10 protein-coding genes are annotated in these 12519 nt (G+C 69.2%); 5 read left to right on the top strand and 5 right to left on the bottom strand.

Going from position 1 to position 12519, the window contains the following annotated elements; genetic code table 11:
- Positions 1-46 precede the first annotated feature (46 nt).
- The 4 genes from E6A26_RS07645 to E6A26_RS07630 form a co-directional block, all read right to left on the bottom strand.
- The gene (locus tag E6A26_RS07645) at positions 47-307 is read right to left on the bottom strand and encodes a mycoredoxin (RefSeq protein WP_136610602.1); all 261 of its coding nucleotides are present in this window, start codon (positions 305-307) and stop codon (positions 47-49) included.
- An 83-nt stretch (positions 308-390) separates the two neighbouring features.
- Positions 391-1668, bottom strand: coding sequence for an APC family permease (locus E6A26_RS07640; RefSeq protein WP_136610601.1), 1278 nt, complete (start codon positions 1666-1668; stop codon positions 391-393).
- A gap of 10 nt (positions 1669-1678) precedes the next feature.
- Complete coding sequence (gene lgt / locus E6A26_RS07635) at positions 1679-2677, bottom strand: prolipoprotein diacylglyceryl transferase (protein ID WP_136610600.1); 999 nt, start codon at positions 2675-2677, stop codon at positions 1679-1681.
- 247 nt (positions 2678-2924) lie between these two features.
- Positions 2925-3473: a carboxymuconolactone decarboxylase family protein gene (locus tag E6A26_RS07630; protein WP_136610599.1), complete on the bottom strand. Its 549-nt coding sequence runs from the start codon at positions 3471-3473 to the stop codon at positions 2925-2927.
- A 467-nt stretch (positions 3474-3940) separates the two neighbouring features.
- On the opposite strand from E6A26_RS07630, the gene kdpA reads away from it, so the two are divergent.
- The 5 genes from kdpA (at position 3941) to E6A26_RS07605 (ending at position 11619) form a co-directional block, all read left to right on the top strand.
- On the top strand, positions 3941-5581 hold the full coding sequence (gene kdpA, locus E6A26_RS07625; RefSeq protein WP_136610598.1) for a potassium-transporting ATPase subunit KdpA: 1641 nt from the start codon (positions 3941-3943) through the stop codon (positions 5579-5581).
- A complete protein-coding gene (gene kdpB / locus E6A26_RS07620; RefSeq protein ID WP_136610597.1) occupies positions 5578-7743 on the top strand; it encodes a potassium-transporting ATPase subunit KdpB in 2166 nt (721 codons plus the stop codon). The genes kdpA and kdpB overlap by 4 nt, the downstream gene beginning before the upstream one ends.
- Positions 7744-7751: 8 nt before the next feature.
- Entirely contained in the window at positions 7752-8333 is a 582-nt protein-coding gene (gene kdpC, locus E6A26_RS07615; RefSeq protein ID WP_136610596.1) for a K(+)-transporting ATPase subunit C, read from the top strand.
- A 21-nt stretch (positions 8334-8354) separates the two neighbouring features.
- Complete coding sequence (locus E6A26_RS07610) at positions 8355-10877, top strand: DUF4118 domain-containing protein (protein ID WP_136610595.1); 2523 nt, start codon at positions 8355-8357, stop codon at positions 10875-10877.
- A gap of 67 nt (positions 10878-10944) precedes the next feature.
- On the top strand, positions 10945-11619 hold the full coding sequence (locus E6A26_RS07605; protein WP_136610594.1) for a response regulator: 675 nt from the start codon (positions 10945-10947) through the stop codon (positions 11617-11619).
- Between the two features lie 98 nt (positions 11620-11717).
- On the opposite strand, the gene E6A26_RS07600 is transcribed toward E6A26_RS07605, so the two are convergent.
- Positions 11718-12449, bottom strand: a complete 732-nt coding sequence (locus tag E6A26_RS07600) for an SOS response-associated peptidase (protein WP_136610593.1) — start codon at positions 12447-12449, stop codon at positions 11718-11720.
- Positions 12450-12519 lie beyond the last annotated feature (70 nt).

The raw sequence follows: 12519 nt of genomic DNA, 5'->3' as shown, positions 1-12519 counted from the left end.
GCCGCATCCTTTCAAAGGGGCCGGCCCGGGCAGCGCTAGCGCGCGGTCAGACGCCGAGCTTCTCCTTGACCTGGGCCGCCGAGGGGTTGGTCGCGGCGGTGCCGTCCGGGAAGATGACGGTCGGGACCGTGCGGTTGCCGCCGTTAATCTGCTCCACGAGCTCGGCCGTTCCGGCGACTTCCTCGATGTTCACCTCGGTGTAGCCGATGCCCTTGGCGTCCAGCTGCTTCTTGAGCCGGTTGCAGTAGCCGCACCAGCTCGTGGAGAACATCGTGATGGTGCCGTCGGCGGGGGTGAACTCGTGCATCAGCGTGCTCCTTCGGGAGTGTGTGGGTCTCTTTTTTCGGAAACCGCGGCGACCGCTCGGGTATTCCGGATCGGTATCCCAGCCTACGCGCCGCCGCGGGCGCGACGGGCGCGCAGCACCGCGGTGCGGCCTAGCAGGCCTACGGCGAACATCACGAGCCCGGCCACCACAGATCCCGCGGGGAGGCTCGCCACGAGCACAAGGCACGCCGCCGCCCCTACGACGTTGAGCGCGCGAGGCCACCGCCGGTCCGCCGCAGGCTGCGTGAACGCCGCCGCGTTGGCCACGGCGTAGTAGACCAGGACGCCGAAGGATGAGAAGCCAATCACCCCGCGCAGGTCGGTGGTCAAGACGAGGACGCTCACGACGACGGCGAGCGCGAGCTCCGCGTGATGAGGCACCCTGTGCGTCGGGTGGACCGCCGCGAGCCAGCTCGGGAGGTCTCGCTCCCGGGCCATCGCGAGGCTCGTGCGCCCGATGCCGGCGATCAGCGCGAGCAGGGCGCCGAGGCTCGCGACGGCCCCGCCAAGGCGCACAATAGGCGACAGTTCGGCCGCGCCGACCGCTCGGACGGCATCCGCGAGCGGCGCGGGCGAGCCGGCCAGGCCGGCGGACCCGACGGCCGCGAGGGCGGCCACCCCGACCAGCGCATAGACGACGACGGCGATGCCCAGCGCGAGCGGGATCGCCCGGGGGATCGTCGTGCGCGGATCGCGGACCTCCTCGCCCATCGTGGCGATGCGCGCGTAGCCCGCGAAGGCGAAGAAAAGGAGTCCGGCCGCCTGGAGCACGCCATAGACGCTTCCCGAACCGGCCGGACCTGTCGCCGCGATGTTCGCGAGGCTCGTGTGCGGGCTCAGCCAGATCCCCACCACGAGGACGGCGAGGCACGCGAGCGTGATGGACACGAGGATTCGGGTGAGGGCGGCGGTCTTCGTGACGCCGCGGTAGTTGAGACCCGCCAGACCGAGGACGCCGAGGACGGCGATGACGCGCCGGAGCCACTCCGGACCCGGGACGGCGTAGGTGGCGAACGTGAGGGCCATGGCCGCGCAGGAGGCCGTCTTCCCAATCACGAAGCCCCACCCCGCCGTGAAGCCCCACCACGGGCCGAGGCGCTCACGCCCGTAGACGTACGTTCCACCCGAGGTCGGGTAGGCTGCGGCGAGCTGCGCCGAGGCTACGGCATTGCAGTAGGCCACGAGCGCGGCGATGGCGAGGCCCGCGAGCAGCCATGGGCCTGCGGCGCGGGCGGCTGGACCGAACACGGCGAACACGCCGGCCCCGATCATCGAGCCGAGGCCGATCACGACCGCGTCGGTCAGCCCGAGCCGCCGTGAAAGCCTCTCGCCGCTTGCCAAGACCCTTCGCCTAGCCCTCGGAAGGCGAGGCGTCGGAGTTCGGCTGCGCAGGCGACTCGGACGCTCGGGGCGAGCCGTCGCCGTCGTCCGCCGTCCGGGACGCTCGGGGCGAGTCGTCGTCGTCGTCCGCTGTCCGGGAGGACTCAGTCGCCTCGGTGTCGGCGCCTGCCGCAGCAGGACTTCGGCGGGCGCGCAGCATGACGAGGACGAAGGCCACGGCGCCGCCCAGGAAGACGAGCCCCGCCACCCACGTGTTGACGCGGAGCCCGAGAATGAGGTTCGCGTAGTCCGAGCGCATGAGCTCCACCACGAAACGGCCAGCCGTGTAGATCATGACGTAGAGCGAGAACTCCGCTCCTCGCGGGAGCCGGAAGCGCCGCGCGAGCACAAGGATCACGATGCCGCCGATCGTGCTCCAAAGGGCCTCATAGAGGAAGGTCGGCTGGAAATAGCCCAGGACGACCGGCGTCCCGTCGGGGCTGAGCGCCGCAGACCCGGTGCTGGGGTCCATCTGGTGGATCTCGAGGCCCCACGGGAGCGTGGTCGGATCGCCGTACAGCTCGTTGTTGAACCAGTTGCCGAGCCGGCCGAGGGCCTGCGCGAACAGGAGACCCGGGGCGAGCGCGTCGGCGAACGCGGGGAGGGACACCTTGGCGCGCCGGCAGCCGATCCAGGCGCCGAGGCCGCCCAGCGCGATCGCGCCCCAGATCCCGAGGCCGCCGTCCCAGATGGCGAACGCGTTCCATGGATTCTTGCCGGGAAGGAAGTACAGCTCCGGGTCCGTGATGACGTGGTAGATGCGGCCTCCGACGATCCCGAACGGCACCGCCCAGAGCGAGATGTCGAGCGCCTGGCCCGACTTGCCGCCTCGGCTGACCCACCTCCGCTCGGTGAGCCACCACGCGAACACGATGCCTGCGAGGATGCAGAGCGCGTAGAAGTGGATCGAGAGGGGGCCCAGCTTGATCGCGTTGACCGTGGGCGACGGCAGATAGGCGGCTACGGACATCGGACTCACAGGACGGTCTCCGGTCGGGCGAACGGGCGGGCGGCTTTGTTGTTCATGTGAGCTTTCGCAGGGCCTCTCGAGGCGCGGTCGGAAGGTCGGGTACGCGGACGCGGCCTCGATGAGGATATCGCGATTGCCGCTGCGATCGAGGCCTATCGTCGCTGACGGCACCCTGCGCCCGCTGGCCCCGGACGCACGGATGCCCCGGCGCTCAGGCCGGGGCATCCGTTGTGGGTGCGCGACTAGCTCACGCGCTGAGCGGCTCGGCCGCCGGCACGTCGAGTTCGGTGTGCGCGTAGTGGTTGAAGTAGTTCGTGTAGAGGTTGACCGCGATGTGCGCGAACGTCTCCGTGAGCTCCTCGCTCGTCCACCCCGCGTCGAGCGCGGCCTGCCAGACCGCTTCGGGCACGTTGCCCGTGTCCGCCGCGGCCGCGCGGGCCACCTCGGTGAGCGTCGCGAGACGATCGTCGAAGCCGACCTCTCCGGCGCGAAGGGCGAGGATCTGTTCGTCCGAGAGGCCGGCCTTCCGCGCGGAGATCGTGTGCGCGGCCTGGCAGTACTGGCAGTCGTTCTGATTGCCGACGGCCAGCGCGATGGCCTCGCGCGTGCGGGCATCGAAGGTTCCGTGCTCGGCGATGGCCTGTTGGATGCCCTGGTACGCCGCGATCACCACGGGGGAGTGGGCCATCTCGGCGTGGATGTTCATGAGCTTGCCCATCTTCCGCTCGAGCCGTTCGGCGTGCGGCCGGGACTGATCCGGCGCGCTGTCGATCGTGTGGACGGGGATGCGGGGCATAGCGACTCCTTCTCCTTCTCGGCTTAGTACGGGGCGAGGCAGGCCGTCTGGGCACTGCCTTATCCGCTCCTTACCCCAACGGGGCGGCTTCCCACGCTATGCCCGGGAGAATCTGACCTCCGGGCTCCTGCCGGCGTCAGGGGTTGCATATCAAGGACCTGTAAAGGTCAGGCCCGCGGACGTAAGGACGGCGTCAAGGCGCCCTTGCGCGCCGGATGCCGGCGTTTCACTGATTCCACAGGCCGCAGGGTGCGGCCGTGAAAGGGGCCTGTCATGGCCGACGTAGCCGTCGTGGCGATCTTTATCGTGCTCGCGGGCCTAGTGATGTGGGCCACGTCCGGGCTGTCGAAGTTGGTGGATCGCAAGTGAGCGCCGAGGTCATCGCCTGGGCGCTGCTGGGCTTGCTGGCCCTCGTTCTGTGCATCTATCTCGTGGATCAGCTGTTCCGGCCCGGAGGCAAGTGAGCCATGCAGTTCAGTTTCCTCTCCTTCATCACCCAGATCGCAGTCCTCATCGTCGCCCTGGCCGCTGTCCACCGCCCTCTGGGCGCTTACCTCGCCAGGGTCGCAGACGGCGACCGCCATCTTCGCTTCGAACGCTGGATCTACAAGGCCACAGGCGTGAGCCCGGACAGCTCGCAGACGTGGAAGGCCTACGCGCGCAGCATGGTCGCGCTCTCGGTCGCCGGCGTCATCCTTCTGTATGTCGCCCAAAGAGTTCAGCCGCTGCTCTCCGGGGGCCAGGTCGCGGGCGTGGACCCGTGGGTGGCGATGAACACGGCCATCTCGTTCATCACCAACACGAACTGGCAGGCCTACACGCCGGAGTCGACCGTCGGATTCGTCATCCAGATGGCTTTCCTCGCTGTTCAGAACTTCGCTTCTGCCGCAATCGGCGTCGCAGTCGTCTTCGCCCTCATCCGCGGCTTTGCCCGCAAGGGGACAGACTCGCTCGGCAACTTCTGGGTCGATATGACGCGCCTGACATTCCGCGTGCTGCTCCCGCTCGCGGCTATCGCCGCGGCCGTGCTCATCGTCGCGGGTATCGTGCAGAACTTCTGGCCCACCTCCGTCGCCAACCCGCTCACGGGGGTCTCGCAGACTATCCCCGGAGGGCCGGTCGCGAGCCAGGAGGCCATCAAGATCCTGGGTACGAACGGCGGCGGGTACTTCAACGCGAACTCCGCCCACCCGTTCGAGAACCCCAACGCGTTCACGAACATCTTCGAAGTCTTCCTCCTCCTGATGATCCCGTTCTCGCTCCCGTATACATTCGGGCGCATCGTCGGCAGCAAGAAGCAGGGCTACACGATCCTGACGGTCATGGGCGCGCTGTGGCTGATCACCGAGAGCTTGATGGCGTGGGCCATCGCGGCCTGGCCGAGCCTCGGCGAGGGCCTGGAGCAGCGCTTCGGCCCCGCGGCAAGCGGCATCTTCGCCACCGCGACGACGCTGACGTCAACGGGCGCAGTCAACGCCGCACACGACTCGCTTCCACCGCTCGCGGGCGGCATGGCGATGTTCGACATGATGCTCGGAGAGGTCGCCCCCGGCGGCGTGGGTTCCGGACTGTACGGCATGCTCGTGCTCGCAATCGTCGCCGTGTTCCTCGGCGGCCTCATGGTGGGACGCACCCCTGAGTATCTGGGCAAGAAGATCCAGGCTCGGCACATGACGCTCGCGGCGCTGTACCTCCTGGTGACCCCTGTCCTGGTGATCACTCTGACCGGTGCCGCCGTCCTGATCCCGTCGGTAGTCGGGGACGCACCGTCCCAAGGCCCGCACCAGTTCAGCGAGCTGCTCTACGCCTTCACCTCTGCCGCGAACAACAACGGCTCGGCCTTCGCTGGCCTCAGCGCCTCGGACCCGATCATCTCGTCGCTCATCAACGTCGCGATGTGGCTTGGCCGCGTGCTGCCGATGTTGCTGGTCCTGGCCCTCGCCGGGTGCTTCGCGCAGCAAGAGCCCATCCCGCCCTCGCCCGGCACACTCCCGACCTACGGTCCGCTGTTCGCCGGCCTGCTTGGCACGGTCGCGGTCCTCTTCACCGCCCTGAACTACTTCCCGGCCCTGGCGCTGGGACCCATCGCAGAGGGAACCCTCAGATGACCACCACACCCACCAAACACAGCACCCCGGCTCAGCCCAACCCGCCGCACGGCGCGCCAGGCCACGTGCCCGCCCCCCGTGTCACGGAGCTGTCCGGCCACGCGTACAAGCGGCGCAAGGCGTTCAACCGCCAGCTGATCCTGGACGCGATCCCCGAATCGTTCGTCAAGCTCGACCCGCGCCAGCTGAGGCACTCGCCGGTCATGTTCACGGTGCTCCTCGGCACCGTGGTCTCTGCGATCGCCTGCGTTGTCCAAATCGCCCAGGGCAGCCCCGACGTCGTCTTCAGCCTCGTCATCACCATCTGGCTGCTGTTGACGGTCCTTTTCGCGAACTTCTCCGAGGCCCTCGCCGAGGGCCGAGGCAAGGCTCAGGCGGACAGTCTCCGCGCGGGCCGCGAGGGGCTCATCGCGCGCCGGTTGAAGGGTGGGATCGATGAGTCAGTCCCGGCCCCGGACCTCCGGAAGGGCGACCTCGTGGTCTGCGAGACCGGCGACGTGATCCCCTCGGACGGCGAGATCGTCGAAGGCCTCGCGATGGTGGACGAGTCCGCCATCACGGGCGAATCGGCCCCGGTCATCCGTGAGTCCGGCGGTGACCGCTCGGCCGTGACTGGTGGGACGAAGGTCATCTCCGACCGGATCGTCGTGCGCATCACGGCCGATCCAGGCCAGACGTTCATCGACCGCATGATCGCGCTCGTAGAGGGCGCCGAGCGGCAGAAGACGCCGAACGAGATCGCGTTGCACGTCCTCCTCGTTGCCCTCACCATCGTCTTCCTCGTCGTGACCGCGGCGCTCGTACCGTTCGCGAACCTCGCGGGCGCGATCCCCTCGCCCGTAGTGCTCGTGGCCTTGCTCGTGTGCCTCATCCCCACGACCATCGGGGCGCTCGTCCCCGCGATCGGCATCGCGGGCATGGACCGCCTCGTGCGGCACAACGTCCTCGCCACGAGCGGCCGCGCGGTCGAGACCGCCGGCGACATCACGACGCTCCTGCTCGACAAGACCGGCACCATCACGTTCGGCAACCGCCGCGCGGTGAACTTCCTGCCCGCGCCCGGGGTGCCCGAGGGCGAGTTCATCGAGGCCTCTCGCCTCTCCTCTCTCGCGGACGAGACACCCGAGGGCCGCTCGATCGTGGACCTCGCCGCTGAGCGCGGAGCCACCGGCCCGGATCTCGCCGAGCTCACACGGCTGCGCGGCGGCCAGGTCACGGCTGTCGAGTTCACGGCGACGACCCGCATGAGCGGGCTCGACGACGGCCATCAGCGCTACCGCAAGGGTGCGGCCTCCGCCGTCGCCCATTGGGTCCGCGAGCTGGGAGGCGACGTGCCTCCTGGGGTGCGGGACGACGTCGATGCGATCGCGAACGACGGCGGCACCCCGCTTGTCGTGGCGTCGGACGACGGCGGCCGTCCTCGCGTGCTGGGCACCGTCCACCTCGCCGACGTGGTCAAGCCCGGGATCGCCGACCGTTTTGCCGCGCTGCGCCGCATGGGCATCCGCACGGTCATGATCACGGGCGACAACAAGCTCACCGCCGCCGCCATCGCGAAGGAGGCCGGCGTGGACGACTACATGGCCGAGGCGACCCCAGAGGACAAGCTCACGCGCATCCGGCAGGAGCAGGAGGCAGGGCAGCTCGTCGCGATGACGGGTGACGGCACAAACGACGCCCCGGCGCTGGCCGCCGCGGACGTCGGCGTCGCGATGAACTCGGGCACGCAGGCCGCGAAGGAGGCCGCCAACATGGTGGACCTCGACTCGGACCCGACGAAGCTCATCGACGTGGTGGCGATCGGCAAGCAGCTGCTCATCACGCGCGGCTCGCTCACCACGTTCTCGGTCGCGAACGATGTCGCGAAGTACTTCGCGATCATCCCCGCCCTGTTCGTCGCGGTGTTCCCGGGCCTCAGCCTCCTGAACATCATGGGCCTGACGAGTCCGAAGAGCGCCATCATGGCGGCGGTCATCTTCAACGCGATCATCATCGTGCTCCTCGTGCCGCTCGCCCTGCGCGGCGTGCGCTACCGCGCTGTGTCCGCGCAGCAGGCCCTGCGGCGGAACCTGCTGATCTACGGCGTAGGTGGGCTCATCGCCCCGTTCATCGGTATCAAGATCATCGACCTGCTCCTGGCCGTCGTGCCGGGGCTGCACTAGGAGGCACCGTGAGCGCCTATTTCCGACAGTTCGGCACCGCGTACCGCTTCCTTGCCGTCGCCACGATCCTGCTCGGCGTGCTCTACCCACTCTTCATGTTCGGCGTGGGGCAGGCCGTCGCGTCCCGGCAGGCGAACGGCTCGATCGAGCAGCTCAACGGCCAGCCGGCCGCGTCGATGCTCATTGTGCAGGCCGTCCCAGAGAAGGACAGCAGGTTCTTCTTCCCGCGCCCGTCCGCGGTGAAATGGGACCCGACGACGTCTGGGGCTTCAAATCTCGGACCGTCAGACCCGGCTCTCGCGAAGGCGGAGTCTGACGCCCGCACGGCGATCGCGGCCCGGGAGGGGGTCGCGGAGTCGGCGGTGCCGCTCGACGCCGTGACCGCGTCCGCGTCGGGACTCGACCCGGACATTTCGCCCGCCTACGCCGAGCTCCAGGTGCCGCGTGTGGCAAAGGCCACGGGCCTGAGCACGGCGCAGGTCGAGCAGCTTGTCGCCGACGCGACGAACAACCCAGTCTTGAGCCTGCTCGGACAGCCTGCGGTCAACACCACGAAGCTCAATCTCGCGGTCGCCGCGCTCCTTAGGTAGGCCAGCTGGAAGAATCAAGGCATGGATCGAGGGAGCCTGCGCATCTTCTTCGGCGCCGCGCCCGGCGTCGGCAAGACCTATGGGATGCTCGAAGAGGCCCACAGGCTCGCGGCGTCGGGCACGGACATCGTCGTCGCCGTGGTCATGGACCACGGTCGGGCGCAGACGGCGGCGCTCGCGGAGGGCCTCGAGCACGTGCCCCAGCGCATGGTCGAGTACCGCGGGACGCGGCTCCCCGAGATGGACGTCGACGCCGTCATCGAGCGCCGGCCGCATACGGCGGTCGTCGACGAATACGCGCACACGAACGCACCCGGCAGCCGGAACGAGAAGCGGTGGCAGGACGTCGAGGAGCTCCTCAACGCGGGGATCGACGTCCTCACGACCGTCAACGTCCAGCACCTCGCGTCCCTCAACGACGTCGTGGAGTCCATCACCGGGACACGTCAGCAGGAGATGGTGCCGGATGCGGTGGTCCGCAGGGCCGACCAGATCGAGCTCGTCGACATCCCGCCAGAACTCCTGCGCCAGCGGCTCAGCTCTGGCCTCGTGTACGCGCCGGACAAGATCGATGCCGCCCTGGCCAACTACTTCCGGCTCGGCAACCTGTCAGCGCTGCGCGAGATCGCGCTCATCTGGCTCGCAGATCGGGTCGAAGAGGGGCTCTCGGAATACCGGCAGCGCCACCGGATCGACGAGTCATGGCCCGCCCGCGAGCGCGTCGTCGTCGCGCTCACGGGCGGACCGGAGGGTGAGGCGCTCGTTCGGCGCGCCGCGCGCATCCTCTCCCGTGTGAGCGGAGGCGACCTGCTTGCCGTCCATGTCCGGCGCCCGGACGGACTCAGCGAGGGCTCGGAGAAGTCTCTCGCTGCCCAGCGCAAGCTCGTCGAGGACCTCGGCGGCAGTTATCAGCAGCTCGCCGGGGACGACGTCGCGGCGAGCCTGCTCGACTTCGCCCGGAGCGTCAACGCGACGCAGATCGTGGTCGGCATCTCCCGGCACTCACGCCTCCAGCAGCTGCTCGGCCGCGGAGGCGTGGGCAGCGCCGTCGTCCGGAACTCCGGCGAGATCGACGTGCACATGGTGACCCACTCCCTTGCCGGCCGCGCTCCCAGGCTGCGGCTCACGCCTGCCTTGGGCCGCCGTCGGACGATCGTGGGCTACGCACTCGCGTTCATCTTCCCGATCGTGATGACTGCGGCGCTCCTGCCGTTCCCGCAGCTGAACCTCACGACCCAGGCCCTCGCGCACCTGTGCGCCGTCGTGGCCGTCGCGTTCGTGGGCGGGCTTTGGCCCGCTGTGGTCGCCGCAGTCTTCGACTCCATCCTGCTCAACTACTTCGTCACACCGCCGATCGGCAGCCTCACGATCGACGATCCGCAGAACTTCTTCGCCCTCGTCGTGTTCCTGGCCGTCGCCGTGGCCTTCTCGCTCGTCGTGGGCGTCTCGGCACGGCGCTCGCAGGACGCCGCGCGGGCCCGGACCGAGGCTGGGACGCTCAGCGAGCTAGCGCGCGGATCGCTGGCCCGGGACCAGAGCGCGGAGGAGTTCCTCGAGCAGCTCCGGGGCGAGTTCCAACTCGCCGCGGTGAGCGTCCTCGCCCAGAACGGCGACGGCTCGTGGGCCGTGAGGGCGCGGGCGGGCGAAGACGCGCCGGCGCACCCGGAGGAGGCCGACGGCGCCGATCGCCTCGAGCCTGGGCTCACCGTCGCGTGGCGCGGGCGCCCGCTCAGCGGCGGTGAACGCCGCCTCCTCGCCGCGTTCGAAGCCCATCTGGCCGCGCTGCTCGAGCGGCAGGAGCTCGCGACGAGCGTCCGCGAGACCATTCGGCTGGGTGAGGCGAACCGCATCCGGACTTCGATCCTGCGAGCGGTCTCGCACGACCTGCGCACGCCGCTCGCCGGGATCCGGCTCGCGGCGACTGCCCTGAGCCGTCAGCGCGGCAAGATGACTGCGGGCGAGCAAGCCGAGATGCTCGAGGCCATCGATTCCTACTCGGGTCGGCTCGACAAGCTCGTGGCCAACCTCCTCGACATGTCCCGCATCGAGAGCGACGCCGTGACCGTGCTGCACGAGCCAGTGACGTGGCTCGAGGTCGTCTCCGAGGCGCTCGCCGACCTCCCACCCGAGGCCGTGCGCGTGGACCTTGCCCCGAACCTGCCCGCGGTCGACGGCGACCGGGGGCTCCTCGAGCGGGCGCTCGCCAACATCGTCGAAAACGCCGTGAAGTACGCGGCGGGCAGCAACATCGTGGTCGTCGCGACCGCGGGCGGCCTGCTCGGACCGGCGATCGGGGACCGCCCCGTGAGCGAGCTGCGCGTCGTCGATCACGGCACGGGCATCCCTCCCGAGCGGGTCATGGCGATGTTCGAGCCGTTCCAGCGGCTCGGCGACGAGCAGAAGGGGCCTGGCATCGGCCTCGGACTTGCCGTCGCGAAGGGCTTCATCGAGGCGATGAACGGGGAACTGGCGGCCGAGCCGACACCTGGTGGTGGGCTCACCATGGTGCTGCGGATGCCGCTGTACGCTGGGCCGCGGGAGTGAGTGAGATGATTCGCGTCGCGCCGCCGCATCCCAACCCGGCAGGTCAGAGAGAAGCGAGGGAGCTGGCATGAAGCGCGTCCTGGTGGTCGACGACGAGCCCCAGCTCCTGCGGGCCCTCCAGCTCAATCTGCGCGCCGAGGGCTACGCCGTCGCGGTCGCGACGAACGGCAACGAAGCACTGCGCGTCTCGTCTTCCAACCCGCCCGATGTCCTTGTGCTCGACCTCGGACTGCCGGACATGGAGGGCGCGGAGGTGATCCGCGGCATCCGCGGCTGGTCCGACATGCCCATCGTGGTGCTCTCGGCCCGCCACGGCTCGACCGACAAGGTCGAGGCCCTCGACGCCGGGGCCGACGACTACGTCACGAAGCCGTTCGGGCTCGATGAGCTGCTGGCCCGCCTGCGCGCCGTCGAACGCCGGTCTTCCCACGCCACGACTGGCGGCGTCATCGACGCGGGGGAGCTCCACATCAACCTCGGGGCCGCGACCGTCACCCGCGACGGGCAGCGGGTCCACCTCACGCCCCGCGAATGGGGCGTCCTGCAGATGCTGGTCGCGAATCGCGGCAACCTCGTGACCCAGCGTCAGCTCCTGCAGACCGTCTGGGGACCCGCCTACAGCGAGGAGACGCAGTACCTCCGGGTCTACATGGCCCAGCTGCGGCGCAAGCTCGAAGCCGATCCGGGGCGCCCTCGGCACCTCATCACGGAGGCGGGCCAAGGCTACCGGTTCGAGGAGTAGCGAGTGGCGAGCCGGGCAGGTAGGGCTGCAGGGAGCGCGGCCGCGAGCTCGGCGGAGAGCGCGGCTCACCAGGGCTCAGGCGCGCGGCTCAGCGCGGCTCAGGAGAACAGGCCGCCCTGGGGCTCCTCGACTGCGTCTATGAGGTCCGGGCCGTTGTTCCGGACACTGTTGACACGGTCGCCCACGATCCGGGGCACGAGGTGCGGCTCGGGAATGGAGTCGAGCAGCGCGCGCACGTCGGACTCGGACGTGGTCTCGGGGTCGAGCCAGTCAGCCCACATGTCCTGGGACACGATGAGCGGGGTGCGGTCGTGGATGTGCCCGATGGCGTCCGAGGCCGCGTTGGTGATGATGGTGGCGGTGCGCAGCCATTTCTCTGGGTGGTCGTCGGGCAGCGCGGGGTTCGGCCAGTTCTCGAAGAGCGCGGCGAACGCGAGCGTCTCCTGCTCCGCTCCGTGGAGGAACGTCGGGATCTTGCCCGTCTCGGTCTTCTGCCATTCGTAATAGCCCATCGACGGGAGCAGTCCCCGCCGCTGGGAGGCCGCCTTGCGGAACGAAGGCTTCTCCGTGACGGTTTCGATGCGCGCGTTGATGAGCCTCGCCGCGCCCTTGGTGTCCTTCGCCCAGGAGGGGACGAGCCCCCAGCGTGAGAGGACCAGCTTGCGTGAGATCTCGCGCGTTTCGCGATCGCGGCGGTCGAGGATGAGCGGGACTGGATCGGTCGGGGCCACGTTGTAGCTGGGCTCGATCGACTCGAGGTAGGACTCCTGGACGTCGAATTCGGCCACGAGGTCGCCGACGGCTTTGGCCATGACGTATCTGCCGCACATGGCTTCATTATTCCCCGTTAACCCGCCTGCGCGAGGGGGGCTACACTGAAACTGTTCGAAAATAGATTCG

The sequence above is a fragment of the Sinomonas albida genome, assembly GCF_004919045.1.
Taxonomy (GTDB): Bacteria; Actinomycetota; Actinomycetes; order Actinomycetales; family Micrococcaceae; genus Sinomonas; species Sinomonas albida.
The sequence above is the reverse complement of the archived record's forward strand: the minus strand, read 5'-3'. Positions and strand labels throughout refer to the sequence as shown.

Coding starts and splice junctions, on each gene's coding strand:
- E6A26_RS07645 (WP_136610602.1), bottom strand. CDS start 307: ATGCACGAGTTCACCCCCGCCGACGGCACCATCACGATGTTCTCCACG.
- lgt (WP_136610600.1), bottom strand. CDS start 2,677: ATGTCCGTAGCCGCCTATCTGCCGTCGCCCACGGTCAACGCGATCAAG.
- E6A26_RS07630 (WP_136610599.1), bottom strand. CDS start 3,473: ATGCCCCGCATCCCCGTCCACACGATCGACAGCGCGCCGGATCAGTCC.
- kdpA (WP_136610598.1), top strand. CDS start 3,941: ATGCAGTTCAGTTTCCTCTCCTTCATCACCCAGATCGCAGTCCTCATC.
- kdpB (WP_136610597.1), top strand. CDS start 5,578: ATGACCACCACACCCACCAAACACAGCACCCCGGCTCAGCCCAACCCG.
- E6A26_RS07610 (WP_136610595.1), top strand. CDS start 8,355: ATGGATCGAGGGAGCCTGCGCATCTTCTTCGGCGCCGCGCCCGGCGTC.
- E6A26_RS07605 (WP_136610594.1), top strand. CDS start 10,945: ATGAAGCGCGTCCTGGTGGTCGACGACGAGCCCCAGCTCCTGCGGGCC.
- E6A26_RS07600 (WP_136610593.1), bottom strand. CDS start 12,449: ATGTGCGGCAGATACGTCATGGCCAAAGCCGTCGGCGACCTCGTGGCC.